This window comes from Gardnerella sp. KA00288 (genome assembly GCF_049244085.1).
GTDB classification, from domain to species: domain Bacteria; phylum Actinomycetota; class Actinomycetes; order Actinomycetales; family Bifidobacteriaceae; genus Bifidobacterium; species Bifidobacterium greenwoodii.
Genome location: NZ_CP058373.1, coordinates 1,182,819 through 1,203,555 on the forward strand (window position 1 = coordinate 1,182,819; position 20,737 = coordinate 1,203,555).

The 20,737-nt window shown below is 47.8% G+C and carries 18 protein-coding genes; 5 read left to right on the plus strand and 13 right to left on the minus strand.

Annotated elements, in window-relative coordinates:
- The first annotated feature begins 15 nt into the window (after positions 1-15).
- Positions 16-1,332, plus strand: coding sequence for a hydroxymethylglutaryl-CoA synthase (locus tag HXT52_RS04525; RefSeq protein ID WP_421775817.1), 1,317 nt, complete (start codon positions 16-18; stop codon positions 1,330-1,332).
- A gap of 78 nt (positions 1,333-1,410) precedes the next feature.
- Here the strand turns inward: HXT52_RS04525 and HXT52_RS04530 are convergent, their stop codons facing one another.
- From HXT52_RS04530 to mvaD, 10 genes are all read right to left on the minus strand, one after another.
- Positions 1,411-2,961: a zinc ribbon domain-containing protein gene (locus tag HXT52_RS04530; RefSeq protein WP_421775818.1), complete on the minus strand. Its 1,551-nt coding sequence runs from the start codon at positions 2,959-2,961 to the stop codon at positions 1,411-1,413.
- A gap of 295 nt (positions 2,962-3,256) precedes the next feature.
- Positions 3,257-3,703: a 50S ribosomal protein L9 gene (rplI, locus tag HXT52_RS04535; protein ID WP_004128899.1), complete on the minus strand. Its 447-nt coding sequence runs from the start codon at positions 3,701-3,703 to the stop codon at positions 3,257-3,259.
- A 16-nt stretch (positions 3,704-3,719) separates the two neighbouring features.
- Positions 3,720-3,968: a 30S ribosomal protein S18 gene (gene rpsR, locus HXT52_RS04540; protein WP_004105399.1), complete on the minus strand. Its 249-nt coding sequence runs from the start codon at positions 3,966-3,968 to the stop codon at positions 3,720-3,722.
- Between the two features lie 108 nt (positions 3,969-4,076).
- Positions 4,077-4,682 carry a single-stranded DNA-binding protein gene (locus tag HXT52_RS04545; RefSeq protein WP_004136959.1) on the minus strand — a complete coding sequence of 202 codons (606 nt, stop codon included), beginning with the start codon at positions 4,680-4,682 and terminating at the stop codon, positions 4,077-4,079.
- A 36-nt stretch (positions 4,683-4,718) separates the two neighbouring features.
- Positions 4,719-5,015: a 30S ribosomal protein S6 gene (rpsF, locus tag HXT52_RS04550; protein WP_004128903.1), complete on the minus strand. Its 297-nt coding sequence runs from the start codon at positions 5,013-5,015 to the stop codon at positions 4,719-4,721.
- A gap of 452 nt (positions 5,016-5,467) precedes the next feature.
- Positions 5,468-6,616, minus strand: a complete 1,149-nt coding sequence (locus HXT52_RS04555) for a PfkB family carbohydrate kinase (protein ID WP_375169064.1) — start codon at positions 6,614-6,616, stop codon at positions 5,468-5,470.
- A 244-nt stretch (positions 6,617-6,860) separates the two neighbouring features.
- Positions 6,861-9,329 (minus strand): ATP-dependent DNA helicase RecG, encoded by a 2,469-nt coding sequence (locus HXT52_RS04560; protein WP_421775819.1) that lies wholly within the window; start codon positions 9,327-9,329, stop codon positions 6,861-6,863.
- A 426-nt stretch (positions 9,330-9,755) separates the two neighbouring features.
- Positions 9,756-9,950 (minus strand): 50S ribosomal protein L28, encoded by a 195-nt coding sequence (gene rpmB / locus HXT52_RS04565; protein ID WP_004105392.1) that lies wholly within the window; start codon positions 9,948-9,950, stop codon positions 9,756-9,758.
- 139 nt (positions 9,951-10,089) lie between these two features.
- Positions 10,090-12,468, minus strand: a complete 2,379-nt coding sequence (gene fni, locus HXT52_RS04570; protein WP_421775820.1) for a type 2 isopentenyl-diphosphate Delta-isomerase — start codon at positions 12,466-12,468, stop codon at positions 10,090-10,092.
- Positions 12,465-13,592: a diphosphomevalonate decarboxylase gene (gene mvaD, locus HXT52_RS04575; RefSeq protein ID WP_421775821.1), complete on the minus strand. Its 1,128-nt coding sequence runs from the start codon at positions 13,590-13,592 to the stop codon at positions 12,465-12,467. The genes fni and mvaD overlap by 4 nt, the downstream gene beginning before the upstream one ends.
- A 314-nt stretch (positions 13,593-13,906) precedes the next feature.
- On the opposite strand from mvaD, the gene mvk reads away from it, so the two are divergent.
- From mvk to HXT52_RS04595, 4 genes are all read left to right on the plus strand, one after another.
- Entirely contained in the window at positions 13,907-15,013 is a 1,107-nt protein-coding gene (gene mvk / locus HXT52_RS04580; RefSeq protein ID WP_019260761.1) for a mevalonate kinase, read from the plus strand.
- Positions 15,014-15,654: 641 nt separating this feature from the next.
- Positions 15,655-15,930 carry a type II toxin-antitoxin system RelB/DinJ family antitoxin gene (locus tag HXT52_RS04585; protein ID WP_019260758.1) on the plus strand — a complete coding sequence of 92 codons (276 nt, stop codon included), beginning with the start codon at positions 15,655-15,657 and terminating at the stop codon, positions 15,928-15,930.
- 17 nt (positions 15,931-15,947) lie between these two features.
- The gene (locus tag HXT52_RS04590) at positions 15,948-16,211 is read left to right on the plus strand and encodes a Txe/YoeB family addiction module toxin (protein WP_019260757.1); all 264 of its coding nucleotides are present in this window, start codon (positions 15,948-15,950) and stop codon (positions 16,209-16,211) included.
- Positions 16,212-16,642: 431 nt separating this feature from the next.
- Positions 16,643-17,098 carry a hypothetical protein gene (locus HXT52_RS04595; protein WP_375169069.1) on the plus strand — a complete coding sequence of 152 codons (456 nt, stop codon included), beginning with the start codon at positions 16,643-16,645 and terminating at the stop codon, positions 17,096-17,098.
- A gap of 220 nt (positions 17,099-17,318) precedes the next feature.
- On the opposite strand, the gene HXT52_RS04600 is transcribed toward HXT52_RS04595, so the two are convergent.
- The 3 genes from HXT52_RS04600 to thiD form a co-directional block, all read right to left on the minus strand.
- Positions 17,319-17,672: a hypothetical protein gene (locus tag HXT52_RS04600; protein ID WP_019260755.1), complete on the minus strand. Its 354-nt coding sequence runs from the start codon at positions 17,670-17,672 to the stop codon at positions 17,319-17,321.
- Positions 17,673-17,853: 181 nt separating this feature from the next.
- A complete protein-coding gene (locus tag HXT52_RS04605) occupies positions 17,854-19,203 on the minus strand; it encodes a hypothetical protein (protein ID WP_421775822.1) in 1,350 nt (449 codons plus the stop codon).
- A 397-nt stretch (positions 19,204-19,600) separates the two neighbouring features.
- Positions 19,601-20,578 carry a bifunctional hydroxymethylpyrimidine kinase/phosphomethylpyrimidine kinase gene (thiD, locus tag HXT52_RS04610; RefSeq protein ID WP_421775823.1) on the minus strand — a complete coding sequence of 326 codons (978 nt, stop codon included), beginning with the start codon at positions 20,576-20,578 and terminating at the stop codon, positions 19,601-19,603.
- Positions 20,579-20,737 lie beyond the last annotated feature (159 nt).

A 20,737-nucleotide genomic window follows, 5' to 3' on the forward strand; every position in this document is an offset into this window, starting at 1 on the left:
AGGGATTTAGGGAAAATGAACACACGAGATACCAAAACCACAACCAATACCACAACCCCACTTGCCGTCGGCATCGACCGCATCTCCTTCGCCACCCCGCACTACTACTTAAATCTCACAGATCTTGCAAACGCGCGCGGAATCGACCCTAATAAATTCACAATCGGCATCGGCCAAAGCGAGCAATCCGTGCCACCAAATCACCAAGACATCGTCACCCTCGCCGCCCAAGCTGCCCTCCCGCTCCTACCCCACATCGATAGCAATCGCCTCAAAATGCTAATCGTCGGCACAGAAAGCGGCGTCGACGCAAGCAAATCAAGCGCACTATACGTTCAAAATCTGTTAAAACTCACTCCGTGGGTACGCTCTATTGAAGTAAAAGAAGCTTGCTACGGCGGCACTGCAGCTTTGATGATGGCATGCGACTACGTGCGCGCGCACGCCGAAAAAGATCCGCAAGTGCTCGTAATTGCGTCCGATATTGCGCGTTACGGTCTTGCTACACCTGGCGAAGTAACGCAAGGTGCTGGTGCTGTGGCAATGCTTGTGAGCGCAAATCCGCACGTGCTTAAAATTAACGACGATAGCGTTGTGAAATCCGCTGATATTCAGGACTTTTGGCGACCAGTTTACCAGGACACAGCGCTTGCTCGCGGCAAGTTTTCAACCGAGCAGTATATAGAATTTTTCTGCGACGTGTGGCAAAAGTATTGTGCGCAAAACGATTGTAATTTCAACGATTTTGCAGGACTTTGCTTCCATTTGCCGTATACGAAAATGGGTTTGAAAGCGCTTAAAGCGGCGATGGATTCTTGCGATAATACTTGCGAAGATTCTTGCGATAATAGCAACCTAAGCGAGTCGTCGCGCAATCGATTACTTTCACGCTACGAAACAAGCACAAAGTACAGTCGTCGCGTAGGCAATATTTATACGGGTTCCCTGTATTTGGGATTGTTGTCTTTGCTTGAGTTAGACGGACTTGAGTTAGACAGACTTGAGCCAGACGGATACGCTCACGAAAATAGCGAGCTTCCTCCACTTAAAAGCGGCGATAAAATCGGCCTATTTTCTTACGGATCCGGCGCTGTCGGAGAGTTCTTTAGCGCAACTCTTGTTCCAGGATTTAAAGACGCGCTGTTTGCTCGAGAGCACGCGGATATGCTCGATTCTAGAGTGCGATTAAGCGTTGCAGATTACGAAGCGATGTTTTCTAGCGTTGCGCCTTACGCTCCGGAAGATTTCGTAAGCGATACGTCTCACCGCGAGCGCGCGAACTTCTTCCTGGACGGCATATCATCGCAAGAGCGCCACTATCGCTCGAACTAAAGCGAGCCACGAGACGCGCGACCCAAACTACTCACCCTTGCGCAGCCTCAGCCGCGCAGCCTCACCCGCGCAGCCGCTCTACTCGCTATACTCCTTTATCAAATGAACCTCACCCACAGTAGGCTGACCAGCCGGCAATTCCATCCAATTTCCACCGTCATATCCACCTGGGTGAGCCGCAACCATAATCTTTTTGCCCGCATACTTTTCAACAAACGCAGCCTGATCTTTATCCGAATTATCAAATCGAACAGAAACAAGATCAAATATCATGTGACTTGGCATAAACCCACCATACATTCCAGTGCGAAAACCGTTACCCGAACGCTTCTGATCTAATGCAATAATGTCAAAAGTACCGTTTCCTTCGTTTCCTTCGTTCAGAGATTTCATAACTTCATCCTTAGCATTTGGATCATTTGGAGTAGTGCCAGGATAATCGTACGCTTCTTCAGCACTCAACCTCTTAACAGTTCCAGAAAAAACTTGATACCCTTTTTCGAGCCACTCATTAATAGTTTTATTCATCTTCTTCTGCTCAGGAGTTAAATTCGGGGTATCAATCAGATTGTTTATATCAGTTAAGTCGTTAACAGACACAAATTTTGGATACACAAAATTTTGCAAACCAGCCAACGAGCCTGTAGTAAATTTGGTCTTAAATTCTATAGGTTTATCAACGTCAACCGTAGATTTATCAAAACTCTTACCATTAATTTTGTATGTATACACATGCCAAGGAAGACCATCAACACCATCATTTTCAGGAGTTTGATACGATCTTGCAACAACAATACCGTCATGATTGCCACCGAAGAAGATAGTGCCACTCTCTTCATAAATATCATGCTTATCTATAATGTCCGGGTACGAAACAATCTTTCCATTTTTGTACGAGAATACGTGAATATATTGATCTTCACCAATATTGAAATCTTCAGACGCAGTAACAACCATTTCCGGAATATTGTCGCCATCAATATCCCACAATGCGTAGTAATAGCTGTAATGCTGAGGGAAATTAGTAGAAGTATAAGATCCGCTATCAATCAAATTTTTGTATGCTTTACCAGCATTTGAGATAATATCGTCTTGAGTTAAAGCTTTAGGTGCGCTTGCGTTATTAAAACTGTTACCTGCAGAATTCAGATTAGAATTTGCGCTGCGAGTTGATGAAGAATTATTATTTGAGCGGAAATACCATACGCAAGTGCATACAACTAGCACAATTACAACAACAGCGGAAATTACGGCAATAATAAGATTCTTAGGTTGACTTAGCACTGCAAAGAACTTGGAAAACTTCGGTTTGACTGGATTAAGCTTCTGTGTATAAGCCGACGGTTGCGATTGCTGGTATTTCTGAGACGGCTGATATTGCTGAGTCTGCTGGTATTGCTGAGACGACTGGTATTGATTAGACGGCTGGTAAGGCTGGTATTGCTGGTATTGCTGAGTCTGCTGAGGCGCGTAAGTCTGTTGCGGCTGCTGCGATTGTTGCAACTGCTGCGATTGTTGTGATTGCTGATCCTGCGGCTGCTGAGAAGCTGCATCTTCTACTCTTGCACCGCATTTTGTGCAGAACTTGACTGTACCATTGATAGGATTACCACAATTAATGCAAAACATACGAAACCTTCTATCATGCAGCAAATCATAAGCTAAATCGCATAACCAGCATCAATTCTAATAGATAAACGATAAAACAAATAATAAAAAACTCTGCGCCGATGTTACGTGAGTCTTAAAACCCAAGTAACACAGCACAGAGCCAATGCTTAAGTTCAATCAACGCAAGTAAACAAGCAAACAGCTAAAGCAATCTGCCTGCCACACGCGTTTCGTAAAATCTCGTAAAATCTCGTAAAATTTCACAATCTAGCAATTTCGTAAAATTTACAAAACCGCTACCGAAAGCTACCTACTACTCAGCCACAACCTTCACGGTGAAGGAAGCGGTGATTTCCGGATGCAACGCTACGGTTGCTGGGAACTCACCAGTGGTCTTAATAGCAGCAACCTTGATTGCGCGAGCTTCCACAGCGGCCTTTGGAGCCAAAGCAGCAGCAATCTTCTCGGCAGAAATGCCACCGAAGAGCTTGCCGGACTCGGAAACCTTAGCAGCGAGCTCAACAACGGTGCCTTCAATCTGAGCTTTAGCTGCAACAGCCTCTTCGCGAGTAGCAACAGCCTTAGCCAAACGAGCGCGACGCATTGCCTCAATCTGGGAAGCAGCACCCTTATTCCAAGCAAAAGCTAAACCTTGTGGAATAAGGTAGTTACGAGCATAGCCAGCCTTAACTTCAACAACGTCACCAGAGTGACCGAGGTTGGCAACAGTCTTGGTAAGAATAACCTTAGTTTCAGCCATTGTTACAACCTCTCAATCAGCGACCGGTAGTGGCGTATGGGAGCAAAGCCATTTCGCGAGCGTTCTTCACGGCCTTCGCGATCTTGCGCTGTTCCTGCACGGTTACGCCGGTAATACGACGGGAACGAATCTTGCCGCGGTCAGAAACGAACTTGCGCAGCAAAGCAACGTCTTTATAATCAATTTCAGTAATTTTGGCAGCCTTCAGAGGATTTGGCTTCTTCTTGAAAGGCTTGACCGGTGGTTGCGGCCTCTTGCGTGACATAAGATGTCCTCTCTCAAATCCGTTATGCTATTTATTCGCATAACATTTAACTGATGATGAAATTATTAGTATTAAGCAAATAATATTAAGCAATATTAAGTAAACAGCCTAAAATTCCGGCTCTTGCTCGTCGCCGCCGAAATCAGCGCCGGCACCGAAAGTAGTAAATCCGTCGTTCGTTGGTGCAGAACTCCACGGATCTGCTCCAGCATTCGCATTGGAAGCAGCTTGACTTGCAGCGTAATTCGCGCCGCCAGCATAACCGCCCTGAGCGAAGTTAGGATTATTTGCACCGTTCGCACCGTTACCAGCTCCAGCTGCACGAGATCCACCAGCAAAACCAGCTGCGGAAGTCTGTCGATTAACCTGAGCAGTTGCGTAACGCAAAGACGGACCAATCTCATCAATAGTAAGCTCTACTACCGTGCGATTTGAACCATCTTGCGCCTGATACGAGCGCTGCGACAATCGGCCCTGCGCAATAACGCGCATACCTTTAGAAAGACTATTAGCGCAATGCTCTGCCAGGTCTCGCCAAGCTGAGCAGCGCATAAACAATGCAGGACCATCCTCGAACTGATTCGTATTACGATTGAACGTACGAGGCGTAGACGCAATGGTAAAGCTTGCAACAGAAGCACCATTAGAAAGCGACCTTAATTCAGGATCTGCCGTGAGATTTCCCACAACAGTGATAATTGTTTCGCCTGCCATAGTTTGCCTTTTCTTTCTTGCTTTTGCTTGATTTATTTACTTAGCGTCCTTGCGAAGAATCTTCGTGCGGATTACAGACTCGTTAAGGTTCAAAACACGGTCAAGCTCGTCGCTTACGGCTGGCTCAGCAGTGTAGTTAACCACAACGTAGTTACCTTCAGTCTTACCTTCGATTTCGTAAGCGAACTTGCGACGACCCCAGTAATCGGTACCGTCAACAGAACCGCCCTCGTTGGTGACGAGCTCAAGATACTGCTCGGTCAACTTCTTAAGACCGTGCTCATCCAGCTCAGGATTTGCAATGAACATCAGTTCATACTTATGTGCAGACATCACCCACCTCCTTCGGACTATCGGCTATGGACTTTCCATAGCAGGAGTGTGTTTGCAAATATGCGCAGCGTTAAAACCGCACATAACTTAGCTATTCTACCCCGCGCTCGCGACGACATAGTTAAGCAATAAAAGTGAAAGACGGAAGCGGAAAATTCCGACCAAAACGACCACAAACGCCGGAGAATTACACGGCAAATGTTTCCCAAATCCGCAAAACCGACAACAAATGCCGTAGAAAAACACGGCAAATGTGGTCAACCAAAACGCTCGCACTATAAGCGCTCGCTTACGAAACTCGCGTTGGAAGTCCACTGGACTTCCAACCTAAGCGAGTTTCCGCTCCGAGTTGCTTTCACGCGCGCTGTGCTGCGCTCAAGCAGTCGTCGCGCGCGTTTGGAGCGATACGCCACACCAAACCCTCCAAACACGAGCAGTTTAGGTCGTCGCGATTACGCGCGCTCGTGAATATCAACCATGCGATTAGCAATCAGCTCCGGATTGAGCGACTCGTGCACAGGCTGCATCGACTCAGTATTAAGAGCCGCCGCAGCAACCGCAAAACGACCAGTCTTAGCTGAATCAAACTCGTTATATCGCGCATAAATCAACGCCGCCGTCGCAGCATCGCTAGAACCGTTATCGTTCCCAACAGCTTCAACGCCAATGTTCCCATTACCGTGCGCAAGCATCATTCGCTGCACACGCTTTACAGGCACAGGGTAAAACGCCACTCCCTCATCTGCCACACCATAAGCCACACCCGCGCGACCAGCATTCACAAACACATTCTTCACGCCGCGCTTAAGCAACGCACCCGCGCAACGCGTCGCGGAACGCTCGTCAATCGCATTAATGCCAGTAAGCGCCTGCGACTCGGCAGTATCTAGCACAAGAGTATCAATTCTAGACAATCTAGACAGCACGCGCGGAGCCTTCGCATCCGTAATCGCGCGCACAATAATCGGACGACGATACCTATCACACAACCACTCAAACGACTTCTGTGGAATATTAGTATCAAGCACCAAAATATCTGCGTTTTCAATAATCGACATGCGTTCGCGCAGAAAATCAGGAGTCATGTGGTCGTAAATACTCATGTCATCCAAAGCGAGCAAACGCTGGCCGGAAGCGTCGCCAACATACATGTAAGAAGCGGTCATAGAATCCGGAAGCTGCTTTGCGTAACCAATATCTAATCCGTTTGCAGCAGCATCAATGCGGAACAATTCGCCATTGTGGTCGCCGCCATACACAGAAACCATGCTTGTGCGCACATTAAGTCGCTCCAAAGCAACTGCAATATTTCGCCCAACTCCACCGAGCATGTAACGAACGCGCGAAGCGTTAGACGTGTAATCCATCAAATCGCCGCAAGCAATTCCCAGCACGTCCATGCTAATGCCGCCAACAACGGTTACGTAGCTTGGAGGCGTAACAATATAGCCCTTGCCGCGCAAGTAGCCTTTGCGAATGAGATTAGAGATGTGAGCCGCAATACCAGAACGAGTAATGCCTGCAAGATTTGCAAGTTCCTGTTGACTAATCATTGGATTTTGTTGAATCCAAGCCAAGATTTGCTGTTCACGTTCTGTCATTGTAGGCCTCATCTCTATTGCTATTACAAATGATCCTTACCTTTGCTTACTTTCTAGGATATTCACAAATCTCATAATATGCACGTAAATTTATAAAATTTTATGTATTTTTGTTTATTTTTGTGCTAGGAACTACAATTTTAGGAGTTTTATTTATTAGATTTGATTAGATTTTATTAGATTTAATTAGACTTAATTAGACTTGACTAGACTTGAAAGACTTGACAGACTTGACTACGCAAGTTTAGTTGCTTACGATTTGCGCGCGTCCGCCTCGCGTAAAGTCTAAAACAGCGCCAGCAAGATTCGTAAAAGTCGTAAGATGCACGTCGTCGCGCAAAATTTCAGCAGCGTCATCTCGCGCCTGCGCAATAATCTTCGCATCTTGAACAACGCGCAAAAGCTTCAAACTCGAGCTTCCACCAGACTGCGAATCGCCCAAAACGTCGCCAACATTGCGCAATTCCAAATCTTTTTGCGCAATAACCGCTCCATCAAGGGAATTTTCAACAACCTGCAAACGCTCCTGAGCAACAGTGTCACCATCGGTTTGCGCAACCAAAAACGCCCAAGAATTCGTGCCACCGCGCCCAACTCGACCACGCAACTGGTGCAATTGCGCAAGACCAAATCGATCCGCATCAAAAATCACAATGCAGCTTGCCTGAGGCACGTCAACGCCCACCTCAATCACAGTAGTTGCAACCAAAACTTGCACGTCTCCGCGCGCAAAACGCTCCATAGTTTCGCGCTTTGTTGCGTCATCGTCGCGGCCGGTAAGCTGAGCAAACTTAATACCTTTGAACTGCGGAAGTGCGGAAAGTCGCCTTAAAATGCCGGTAACCGTGTGCAATTTACGGGCAGGAGTTAAGTTTGCTGAATCGTCGGAAGCGGCGCGAGATAAGTCTGAATTGACGCGAGATAAATCGTAATTGCCGCGCGCTAAATCATCGTCGCTTTCTAAATCATCGTCCTCAATATGCGCGCAAACCACGTAAGCACGCTCCCCCGCGTCAATTCGCGAACGAATATGGGCAAACATGCGCGCCATAGTAGACGCATCTGCTTCTTGCACAACAAAAGTGCGAATCGGCTTTCTGCCGCCCGGAAGCTCCGTCAAATACGAAGCATCCAAGTCGCCGAACCAGGTCATTGCGGCAGAGCGCGGAATAGGAGTTGCCGTCATTACCAAAAGATGCGGGGTGATTGAAGAAACTTCAACATTCGAAACTTCAGAATGTGAATCTTCAGCACGCGAAACTTCAGCACGCGAATCTTCGCTCATTTTGCGCATTAGCACATCTCGCTGCGCAACCCCAAAGCGATGCTGCTCGTCAATTATAACCAGCGCCAAATTAGTCGGCTTAAAAGTCGCAGAAAAAGCTGCATGCGTGGCCACAATCAGCGCCGGCTCACCACTTGCAACATTCGCGAGCGCGCGGCGACGCTCGGCAAGCTTCATGCCGCCAGTAACCAAAATAACAGGAACATTTAGCTTCGCCCGCTTAATCATCTGCCGCAAATTTTCGGCGTGTTGCGACGCCAGAACCTGAGTTGGAGCAACCAAAACCGCCTGATACCCAGATCCTACTGCTTCCAACATTGCGCTCACAGCCACAACCGTTTTTCCGGAACCAACCTCGCCCTGCAGAAGTCGACGCATTGGGCGGCGCTCATGCATATCGCCAATAATTTCGTCAATAACCTCTTGCTGGCCGCTCGTAAGCGAAAACGGTAAACTTTCCGTAAATTTGCAGCGAAGACGAGAATTATTACAGGATTTTGCCTGATTATTTTTAGAATTTTCGCGAGATTGCAGCACAGCAACTTGCGAAACAAAAGCCTCTTCGTAACGCAACGTGGCAAGAGCTTTGTAAAATTCGTCGGTTGATTGAGGATTGTGAATAGCGCAAATTGCTTCCGCGCGAGGCAAAAGATTGCGCTTTTTTAGCACGGATTCAGGAAGAATATTGGGGATTTGGGCGGAAAGTGTGGACTGAGCCGATTGCGCGGATGAGGAAAGCTCGGATTGTGCGGATGAGGATTGCGCGGATTGTGCGGATTGCGCAAGTGCAGGTTGATTAGATGCAGAAAGTGCAGAAATCACAGAAAGCACAGTTTCGTGAATATGCTCGCTGGAAATCCTAGAATTTGCGTGATAAACCGGCTGCGGGGCGCAAAGTCTAGCCAAACCTTCCTCAACACTTCCAACAGTATCGGCAGACTTATTAAAACTATCGTGATTTTGTGAATCTACTATTAAAATCTGCGGATGCGCAAACTGAAGTCGGCCATTAAAAGCGCTCGACACGCCGCCAATCACAACGTTTTCACCCACACGAAACTTAGCCGAAAGCCAATTAGCGTAAGCGCGATTTTTAGAAAAATAAATAAGTTGCGCGTGCTGCTGCTGATCTTGCAAAACGTTGACTTCAAGCCTAAACCCGCGGCGCGCGTTCATTGGCACAAGGTTAATCGACTGAATCTGAGCATAAAACGCAATCTCTTCGCCAATTTGAACATCACGCAAACGCGCAATTTTTAGCGGATTTGTAACCCTGAACGGGTAGTAAGTTAGAGCGTCTTCGATTGTGATGATGCCAAGTGACTTCAGAGCAGAAACGCGGCGCTTGTTGCTGATTATTGAGGAAAGTGCAGCGTGCGTTTTGGCTGAGTTCGTGGGCATATTTAGCATATTTCGATTATAAATCATCCGCAAAGCATTTACTTAAGCGCGCTCCAAACGCGAGAAACTTAACTCGCATTTGGAGCGCCACACCACACCAAACCCTCCAAACACGAGAAACTGAACTCACATTTGGAGCGCCACACCACACCAAACCCTCCAAACACGAGGAAAGTTGCGCACGTTTGGAGCGCCACACCACACCAAATCCTCCAAACGCGAGAAACTGAACTCACATTTGGAGCGCCACACCACACCAAACCCTCCAAACACGAGAAACTTAACTCACATTTGGAGCGATACACCAGACAAAACCCTCCAAACACGAGGAAAATATCCCACATTTGGAGCGCCAAACCATCCACAACCCTCCAAACGCGGAGAAAATGCAAATACAAAAAAGCCCCGAGCACTGCTCAGGGCCTTACAATTTAAACGCAATCAATACGCGATTCACGCCTCAACGCGCTGAACCTTGCCAGCCTTAATGCATTTCACGCACACGCGAAGACGAACATTTTCGCCATCAATAGTGGTGCGAACCGGCTGAAGATTCGGGCGGAAGGTGCGCTTATTGCGGATATGCGAATGTGAAACACTGAAACCGGTCTGCGGTCCCTTGCCACATACTGCGCAACGAGCTGCCATAATGGACTCCCTATTTTCTTTGACTTGCAAGTCTTGCGTCATTCAACCATGCCACTGCCCGCGCAAATTACGTATTCAAATAGCCTACGCAAACAGCACAAACAAATAAGCATGCCGAACGCACAACTACACAAGTATATCACTTACCAAGACAATCCGAATGCACAAACTCCGTCTTATCTCGCAAGTCCGCAACACTCTTGCACCCAAGAAGAGCCATAATAACGCGAATCTGCTCCTGCCAATCTGAAATTTGTTGCGTAAGTGCGTCCTCACCCTCGTGCATAAGCGTGTGCAAAAACTCGCCGGCAACCCCCACAGCAGAAGCCCCTAACGCAAGCGCGCGCACAACATCAAGCGGTGTTCTAACTCCTCCGCTAGCAAAAATTTCCACAGGATTAGCTTTAAGCGCCTCACACTTTCGAATATCAATCAGCGACTCAACGGTTGTAAGCCCCCAATCCGCCAAATAATCGTATCCGCCGTGCGAGCGACGAGCGTTTTCAATCGTCACAAAATTCGTGCCGCCGCGCCCAGAAACATCAACCGCGCGCACGCCAACATCTCGCAGACGCAAAACATCTCGAGCCGTCATACCGCAGCCAGTTTCCTTCACAACAACCGGCACGCTCACCCTTTCACACGAGCGCACAATCTGCTCAATATTTTTAAGCCAATTTCGAAAATCGCGGTCGCCTTCCGGCATCACAAGCTCCTGAGCCGCGTTCAAATGCACCTGCAGCGCATTTGCCTGCAGCATATCAACGGCGCGCATAGCATCGCTTTGACTCGTGCCAGCACTTACGTTCGCCATTACAAAACCGCGCGGATTTTCGCTTCGAATCACGCTAAAAGTGTCAGATAGCGCGTCGTTTTGAAGGGCGGCGCTTAGCGATCCGCTTGCGATTGCCACGCCGGTTTTTGCCGCAACGCGCGCGAGTTGTGCGTTTATTTTTTGCGCATTGGCGCTTCCGCCGGTCATTGCGTTAATATACAGCGGCGAGCGCCAAAGGAAGGCTGAGTTGGCGGAGGCACTGCAGGCGCAACTTGCATCTTCTGCAAACACGCGCACGCTAGAGTCAACTTCGTCCAACGCCACCTGCGGCAAAGCATTCGGCATAAAACGCACGGAGTCAAAACCGGAATTTGCGCGAGGATTATACTGAGCGTCTGCAAGGGCAAGATGCGCATCCTTGCGATTCTGAATTGATTTAGAAGGCTGATTTTCCGACGCTTTAGCGACGCAAGTTTCCGAATCTTCGCCGTCATCAATAATTTGCGCAACTTCAATATTTAAAGGCATAATTCCGTGATTTTCCCAAGCTGACTTCATACTTTCAATCCGATTCTTTTCGTAAATTGTTGTAAGCGCAATTGCGCAATCTCCCCCACCAGCGCCGCTAGTTTTCGCTGGAATCCCGGCAAAAATGGCGTCTTCAATAAGACGCGTAAGCTTTGGAGTTTCGATTAGCGTTCCGGTAAGCGCGCTTAATTTTTGTAATAATTCGCGATTTTGTGCAAAACAAGCGGAAATATTATTTAATTCTGATTCTTTTAGAGAAGATTTTTCTAGCGAAGATTTTTCCAGCGAGAAGTTTTCTAGCGATTGCGCCAATTTCTGCACACAAACTTCGCTTTGATCGCAAAAATCTTGGTATGTAAATGAGTGCGCAATTTCGGAAGAAACACTGCTTTCTACGCTACTTTCTACGCCGCCTTCTACGCCGCCTTCAGCGCTACTTTCTACGCTACTTTCTACGCTACTTACCAGCTGCGCGCTAGAAGCCGGCGAACCGGTCCAGCCTACCAAAAGTTTTAGCGTTTTCGACACATTTATTCGTTTAAATTCCAGTCGCGGCCACTTTTTACGCAATAATTTACTAAAATCAGATTCGCCGGATTTTATCAAACCAAGCTCCGACTCAAGCCACTCTCGATCGTACGCGCGGTACAAAATCCAGCCGCCACAAGAGCTCGCAGCCACATCGCCGCCGCTGCCGGACTTCTTTACCATCGAAGAGGCAATCAGCGAAAGTTTGCAAATCGTTGACACATCAGGTTTCAAGCCATACCATTTGCACAGCGCGCGCACGGTTGCAACAGTTATTGCAGCAGAAGATCCAAGACCGTATTTTCGTCCGGATTTTGCGTCGTCGAGTTCGCTGGAAATGTGCAAATTGTAGCTTTTGTGGTCCATATTTGGCGCGAAGCACTCGCTTGCATAAGAGTCAATTACGCGCATTGCGGCGAGCACATACGCATATTTTTCGTCGCCTAGTATTTCAATACTTCCGTTAGAAGAGCGCGTCCAAAAAATAGGCTTATAATTTTCTTTTTCAGATACGATTACGCCGTAATATTTTCGACTTTCCGGCGATAATGTAGGCAAATTTTCATCATCAACCTTAACGGTTACATAACGATTCACCGCAGCAACAATCGCCGCCGAACCATCAACAACCGCATACTCGCCCGCAATATAAAGCTTTCCGGGAGCACTCGCCTGCACCTGAGTCATAATTTCGCCGCCTGTTTCAAACTCGCACTTACGCTTACGCCGTCGCCTGGCAAAGCAATCGTAAATTTGGCAGATTCCGCCACTAGCCCGCGCAACTCCTCAGCCGCACGCGCCGCACAACCCGCATCCGTCAGAACCTTCACATTCGGCCCCGCATCCATCGTGGCCCAAACCGGCCAACCGCACTCACGCATAGAGCGCACAGCATCTAGCACAGCGTAAGTTTTATCCGTCAAATAATTTACAGGCGGATTGGCTTTGCGCATAGTTTCGTGCATTCCCAACGAATTTTGCTCCATAACCTCGCCCAGCTGCTCAATACTGCCAACGCGAATCGCATCAAGAGCGCGCGCAAGATCCTTCTTCGACTGCTCAACCCAAGGCATGTACGCGGGCGAAGTTTCAACAGTTCGACGCATGGCAGTTCGGCTTGAAATCGGCTTTTTACTGCGGTCTAGCGTGACGACAATCATTGCGGGATTCAAATTTTTTGGGGCAGGAAGAGAAGCGGAAAGGTGCTTATCCGCAGGCTCAGCAGGCTCAGCAAGAGTCTCCGCAAACAAATCCGCAATCGGCTCAGCATAAGACGTTTCGTCATCCTCACCCTTATTCCAAAGCACAAATCCGCCAAAAATCGAGCGACACGCCGAACCAGAACCGCGGCGAGCAAGTCGCGAAAGTTCGCGCGGAGTCAAATCCAAGCCGGCGGCATAAGACGCGGCAGCTGCAAGAGCCGCAGATCCGGACGCGCTAGAAGCAAGACCTGCCGCAATCGGCACGTGATTATGCGAAACAACTTTCGCTTTCGTTGAAATTCCGGCCTTTTCGCGCACCAAATCGAGCATTGCAACTACGCGAAGACGCGTGGAATCATCCGTCGGCAGCGCAGATCCGTCCAAAGTGACGAAATCAGCAGAAAGACTTTCGTCAAAATGCACGCTAGTAGTTGCGTACAAATCCGAAAGAGTGAGCGAAAGCGAGGAAGTATAAGGCAAAATCAGCCGTTCGTCGCGCTTGCCCCAGTACTTAATCAGCGCAATATTCACATTCGCTTTGGCTACAGCTGAGTTAGGAGCAAGGCTTGAGTCAAACGTTACTTTTGGCTGAATTTCAACGTTTTGCATGCGATTCCTTTGCTGCGAATTGGTGGGCGCGGCTTGCGAGGCTGGTGCGTTGGTGCGTGCACAGCGAACTAAGTATCTATTTTAGCAATTGCCGGCGCAAAAGCTCATACGCGCAAAAACACACGCGCAAACGCAAACACACTAAAACACGCGCAAACTATAAAAAACTCTGGAAATCTGCCGCAAATGTGAATGTGTTGTAAGCGTAAGGCGCATACCGTAGTTTTTTGCAGTCGACGCGACTAAATTAGAAAAATTGTTAAATCGCAAGAATCGCAAATTAAATCGCAAGAACACAAAGGAGATGTGAAGTCGTGCCGCAAACGCAACGCGAACCGTCAAAAGCGCTTAATATCAACGCTAAGACGACGTCAAGTTATGCTAAAGCGTCGGGAAATTGTGCGCGCGCGGGTTACGGCGAAACTTGCGCAAAGGTGATTCTTTTCGGCGAGCATTCCGTGGTTTATGGGTATTCTGCGATTGCTCTGCCACTGAAAAACTTGCGCATGCGAGCCACGGTGACTGGCTGCGATTTAGCGGGTGGGGAGACTTCTAGCTGCGAAACGTGCGAAAATAGCGAAACTGCAACTTGCGAAACTTCTATCCCCCAAAATTTCGATTCGCTCATCACGCTTTCCTGCCTTGACTTTACTGGCAAACTTTCCGAAGTTCCGCAGCGTTTTAACAGCGTTCGCACCGCAATTCACGCGGCACTCGAGTTTTCTGGGCGCGTCGGCGATTCGCTGCATGTTGCAACAGAGTCTGATTTTCCGCCTGAGCGCGGCCTTGGCTCGTCGGCTGCTTCGGCTGGCGCTGTAATCCGCGCAATTCTTGACTACTACAAAATTCGCGCAAGTGAAGATGAGATTTTTGCGCTCACGCAATCGGCTGAGCGCGTGGCTCACGGGCGCTCTTCGGGCTTGGATGCCACTGCAACTTCGGCTTCGTGGCCTGTGCATTTTAGCAGCGGTGAGTTTTCGCGCATGGAAATCAACATGCGAGCGTGGCTTATTTTGGCGGATTCTGGGTGCAAAGGCATGACGCGCGTGACGGTTGATGCTTTGCGTGCGCGAATGGATGCTAAGCCGGATGCGGTTAAAAATCAGCTGGATGAATTGGGGGCGATTGCGAATCAGGCAGCTGAGGATTTGGCGTTGGGTCGCGCTGCGAATATGGGTGCAAGGATGACGCGCGCGCACAGGATTTTGGCGGATTTGGGCGTGAGCACGCCTCAGCTTGATGAGTTGGTGCAGACTGCGTGCGATCACGGCGCGTTGGGCGCGAAGCTTACTGGCGGCGGTGGCGGCGGATGCGTGATTGCGCTGGCGGATACTGAGTCTGCGGCCGAGCGAGTAAGCGCGGCTTTGCGCGCGGCTGGCGCGTGCGGCACGTGGATTGTGGACTTGGGTGCGCGGGCATAAGCCGAGGCAAAACCGACCACAAACGCCGTAGAATTTTCCGGCAAATGTTTCCAAAATCAGCCAAACCGACAACAAACGCCGTAGAAAAAACACGGCAAATGTTTCCCAAATCCGCAAAAACGACAACAAATGCCGGGAAAATTTACCGGCAAATGTTTCACTACGCCGGTCTTCAGACACGCGCGCAGCGCGACGACCTGCTTTCGCGCTGCGATTTAGCGCGCGAAGGCAATTCGGAGCGGAAACTCGCGTTGGAAGTCCAGTGGACTTCCAACGCGAGTTTCGCGCGCGAGCGTAATCAGCACGAGCGCCATCTGCACCAGTGTCTCAAAATAAGCAAAATGAGACCCTAACGCAGTACGCAATCTGCACTAATGTCCGAAAACAACCAAACATAGACAATAACGCAGTAACTCATCTGCACCAGTGTCCCAAAATGGGCAGAATGAGACACTCGCGCAGAAAGCAAGTCATCGCGTGCTAAATCGCAGCGCTCAAGTAGTCGTCGCGCAATAAAATCATCAACAATTGCTTGCATAATTAATTACATTTACGTTACATTGTATATAATTATTATGTAATCAGATAATCAAAAAGCACAGAATTCGCCATAAGAATTTGAATAAGAGTAGGAATAACGCATGACTACAGCAACAACAGATATAGTAAACGTGAACTTTCGAGCAAAGAAAGAAGACAAACTCAACGCAGAACGAGTTTGCAAGGAGCTCGGAATCTCTATGAGCGCCGCGCTGAACGTATTCATTAAAACGATCGGTCGCGAAAAGAGGATACCGTTAGATTTTTCGCTAGACCCGTTTTATGAACCGTCAAATCAAGCATATTTGAAATCGCAGATTGACGGCGTGAGAAATGGCACCATCAAACTCGAAGAGCACAATCTAATAATGGATTAAGCCTGAGGATTCAAACAATGAGAAAAATTGCTTGGACTCCAGACGCCTGGAACGACTATCTCTATTGGGAAAGCGATAACAAGACTCGTAAAAAGCTTAACAATATTATTAAAGAGATTATGCGAAATCCAATCGACGGAAAAGGTAAACCCGAACCACTTAAAGGAAACTATTCCGGTTACTGGAGTAGACGAGTAAACGATAAGGATAGAATCGTTTACTCATTTACAGATGAAACGATTATAATCTACGCCTGCAGAGGCCACTACGACGATAAATAACGCGAATACACAAGCGCGCAAACCCGACCAAAACAGCACGCGCGTGAGTAGTTTATGCCGCTTTCCAGACAGATTCCGACCAAAACGACAACAAATGACGGAAAAGTTGCGCACGTTTGGAGCGCCAAACCAGCCACAACCATCCAAGCGCGCGCGAGTAGTTTATGCCTTTCTTCGTCAGGTCCTACCTACACTGTCAGTAGTGTCTTATTGCTACAAAACATCTTTTATTTAGTGATTTTTTCTAGAAAAACTTTTGATTTGCAAAGAATTGGTGTAGGCTAAGTTTTTGTAGCCTGAAATAGGTTTACTTCGGTTAAATTTTTGACCGTCCTATTCCAGTTTTAGGTTCTAAATATTGGTATCTGTCTTCTACGCGTTAGCCCTAACTTTTGCGTGGGAATCAGATAAAAGAGATTGAAGGTCTACAAATGTTGACTAAAAAGACCATTGCCGCATTCGCTGCTGGCGTCACTTTAATTTCTGGTTTTGCTTTTGCAACCCCAGCAATGGCTGATGCTACTTCGCCATTGAATACTGCTGATCCATTGAGCTACGATTCTGCTACAAGTTCTGAAGCTTTTGCAGATCCAGCTCCAGCTCCTGCTCCTGCTCCAGCTCAGCAGCCTGATGCTCCAGCTGCTTTAGTTGCAAATCCAAAGACTCGCACATACATGAATCATTTGGGCACTGTAGTTTACGAGCCAGGAACTACCCCACTTTACGACGAAGCTTTGTCTGGAAAGTTCGATACTCCAGCCACTCCAGCTCCTAAGTACACTAAGACCAAGAGGCTTCCTAAGACCGGTGCTGCAGTAGCTTTGGTTGCTGTTGCTGCTTCTGCTATTGCAGGCTTGGGTGTTGCTCTTCGCAAGTTCCGCCATTAATGCGTAACTAATGAATAATTGAAAAGTTAAAAGGTGTAAGTTGTTTAATTTGCGCCGTTTAATAACATACTTTGACGTGTGGTGTGAAATCGTTGGTTTTACGCCACACGTCTTTTTTTGGATTAAAACTTCATAAATTGGGAATACATACAATAACTGTTATACAAAGAATGCCGAGAGTACTTCTCCCGGCATTCTTTATTAACGCAAAATGATTTTCTTATATCTTAAGATATCCAAAGCACGCACAAGCGAAGGCAAACACTATAAACGAACCTTCCAAAGTGGATTTAATCAATTTAAATGCTGTTTCTTTATCATCGTATTTATACTCGGTTTTACAATTTAGTTCGATGATTTTTCTATCATAATGCCACTTGAAAATTGTCAACAATGCACTAATAAAACAAGTAATAATTGAATCAAGGCTAATGTTTTTATGTAGGAAGAGACTTTCATAAATCGCTAACCCAATAACAATTACCGCTGTGGCTATTGCAATACAGTAGTCTCCAATCTTATATGATTTTGGATTAAACTTACTCTTTTTTCCATTATTTTGTTTAGTAGGCATCGTTAACTCGATTATTTTATGTTTTGTGTTTTTATTTATATATACATATATACAAAATCGGGGACTGACGAATCAGTCCCCGAAAGCTTAGCATACTTGCCGAAGGAAATTATCCCCCAGCAAGTTTACTTAAGTTAGTTCAACGCCGAATCAACTAATTCAGTGCCGAACTAGCCTCAGCTTAGTGGCGGATCTTGCGAAGAGCAGCACCCATACCAGCAAGCACGGAAGCAGCAACAGCAGCCAAAGCTACAGCAGCACCGGTCTTAGCCAATGGAGCAGCAGACTTCTTAGCATCAGCCTTCTTAGCATCAGCCTTCTTAGAAGAAGTTTCCTCAAGAATCTTCTTGACTTCCTGGCCGAACTTGCCGCTCAAAGCGGAGTCGTAGAGAGCCTTAGCGCCTGGAACCTGTGGGAAGTTCTTGGACAATGGGTCAGAAGTTACAACTGGTGGGAGCAAAGCTGGGTTTACACCGTTGGCAATAGCCTCGTTGTAAACAGCCTTGTAGTCAAGCAAAGCCTTGTTGTAAGCGTCAACTGCAGCAAAAGCCTTGGTCAAAGCATCATTATACTCAGCATTAGCCTTAGCAAAAGCAGCGGTTGCACGAAGTACGTGAGCTTCGGCGCGATCCACAGCGTCACTCAAACGAGTCTGGGTAGCAGAATCGTTTACACCAGAAGCCAAGAATTCGTTAAGACGCAACTTAGCGTTGTCAAGATCGTTGGTACGAGCCTTAAGTTCTGCAGTAGCAGCAGCAAGAGCAGCGGTCTTATCCTTAAGAGTTGCCTTTGCGTGAGCCAAAGCATCATCAGCGTCGTCAAGCATCATCTTAGCAAAACGAACCTTGTCGATGAGAGTGTGCTGAACATCCTTGCCCTGTGGCTCCTTTGGATCCTTTGGATCCTTTGGATCCTTTGGATCCTTTGGATCCTTTGGATCCTCTGACTTAGCCTCGCAACCAAGATTCGTCAAATGAATCTTAGCAAGATCGAGCTTATCCTGGGCTGCAGATACTGCATCCTCTTTCTTCTGAGCTTCTTCATCAACATTCTTGGTATCGAGAGCAGTGAGCTTACCCTTGTAATCATCAGCAGTTGCTGCTTCAACAGCCTTAGCAGCACCAAGAGTTAAATCACCATTAGCTTCTGCAGCCTTAGCAGCCGCATCGAAAGCTTCTTTAGCGTGAGCAGTCTTTGCCTGAGCATCAGCTAACTTAGCATCAGTCAAACCAGCCTCTGCAGCCTTAGCATCCTTATAAGCCTTAAGAGTAGTCTTATAAGTATTCACAAGAGCTGTAGCCTTGTCAAGCTTAACATGAGCACGACGCTTAGCAGCATTAGCGGTAACAAGATCATCCTTTGCATCCTGCAAAGCAGCCTTGGCATCATTAACATCGTCCTGAGCTTTCTTGCACTGTTCAGCAGTTGGCTTCTTAGCAGGCTCAGCAGCGAAAGCTGGAGCGGCGAATGCCATACCGGAAAGAAGTGTGGCGCCAGCAGCGAGTGCGGCGATAGCCTTCTTGTTCAACATAATATTTTCCTTTCTTCTTCTCCTTCGCACTAGGGTATGCGAAGAAAAATTTGCCATTTGCGGTTTCCCGCGCGCACCGGTGGAACTAGGGATTTCACCGGTAGCTGAGTTATAACTTACAGCATACTCTCAGAAAACTCAACACCTGTGTTCAACTTTTATACCCCCAAATGCAGCGAATTTTTGATATATTTTCTGTTTTTGCGTTAAAAAGGCGAAATATTTACGGCTTTTATATGGATTTTGTGTAAAAGTTACAAGACACGCCGTAACCAGAACTTTTTAATACTTTTCTCAGGTTTCTTTAAGGTTCGCTTTATTGCGAAAGAATCACGCGCTTTTACAGGCACAGCCCGCATTAACACAGCCGCACACAGCCGCACACATCTTGCTGCATTCAAACAGTTTGCTGCAATATTCGCACGGAGTGGTTCACAGGCCCGTGGCCGCACCCATGCCCACGCACACCCACGCGCTCACCCCCGCGCTCGTCGCCGCCCTCACTTCCGCGACCAACATGCAACACACTTCCGGCCGCAATCGCCTCTCGAAGCCACGCCGTTGACCATTCAAGCGCGCGCATCACAGTATCATGATCGCTCAAATTCTTTCCTTCACGCAAAGCAAGCCCAATTTTCGTAGCGAGTGCGGAAGAAAGCGAGCAGCCAGTTCCGTGAGTTGTGCTTGTTTCAACACGCTCGCTTGTTACGTGTTGCGCGTATCCATCCGGAAAAACCGCAGTATTTCCAACGTCTTCGCCAGTTAAGTGACCACCTTTTACAATCACAACAACGCTATTTTTTGCAGCCAACTCACGCGCCTGATTGCAAGCTTCCTCAAAATTTTCCGCAACGCTCGACTCGCTCAAAGCCGCCAATTCCGGCACGTTTGGCGTCACAACATCAACGCAGCTTATAAACTTGCGCATCGCATTTTCGGCACTCGCCTCAAGCAAACGCTTTCCGGAAGTCGATATCATCACAGGATCTAGCACGCTTACAGGAACCGGATTATCACGCATCCAATCGCCCATAGCCTCAATATATTCAGCGCAGCCAAGCATACCGATTTTTAGCGCGTCAACCGTAACGTCGTCGTACACGCACGAAAGTTGAGTGCGGAAAAAGCTGACCGGCGGCGTAAACACTTCGCGCACTTCGCACGTGTTTTGTGCAACCAAATTAGTTGGTATGCACATGCCGTAGCCGCCTGCCGCCATGATTGATTTAAGATCCGCCTGAATGCCGGCTCCGCCCGTTGGGTCTGTGCCGGCCACGCTTAAAACGCGCGGGATGATTGGATTTGATTGCTGCGTATGAGATTGTGCATGCTGGGCAGGCTGCTCGTCATGCTGTTTGCTTGATACTAGCGTCATACTTTTATTATATTGCGCAGCCGCGCGCAAATGTGTACTTACACCCACTGCAACGCTCGCGCTATAAGCGCTCGCTTACGAAACTCGCGTTGGAAGTCCACTGGACTTCCAACCTAAGCGAGTTTCCGCTCCGAGTTGCTTTCGCGCGCGCTGTGCTGC